The sequence below is a fragment of the Streptomyces milbemycinicus genome, from assembly GCF_002154605.1.
GTDB lineage: Bacteria > Actinomycetota > Actinomycetes > Streptomycetales > Streptomycetaceae > Streptomyces > Streptomyces milbemycinicus.
Map to the genome: position 1 here is coordinate 1 of NZ_MUNE01000714.1, position 329 is coordinate 329.

General features: G+C 74.8%; 1 protein-coding gene. It reads left to right on the top strand.

The features are described 5' to 3' along the window. On the top strand, positions 1-329 hold a 329-nt coding region (locus CCN51_RS58520), incomplete at both ends, for a GlgB N-terminal domain-containing protein (protein WP_425444796.1).

Genomic DNA, 329 nt, shown 5'->3' on the forward strand with positions numbered 1-329 from the left:
GGCGCCGCTCGGGGACACCGACCGGGAGCGGCTGCTCTCCGGCTCCCATCACGACCCGCACGCCCTCCTCGGCGCCCATCCCGTGCGCGGCGGAATCCTCTTCCGTGCGCTGCGCCCGTACGCCAGGTCCGTGGCCGTCACGGCCACTGGGCTGCGCGCACAGCTGCGCCCCGAGGGGGACGGGCTGTTCTCCGGGGTGCTCCCGCTCCGGGGGATCCCCGACTACCGGCTGCTGGTCGAGTACGAGAACGGGCAGTACGAGACCGGGCAGACCGCGCAGACCGCGCAGACCCCGCAGCACGACCCGTACCGCTTCCTCCCCGCCCTCG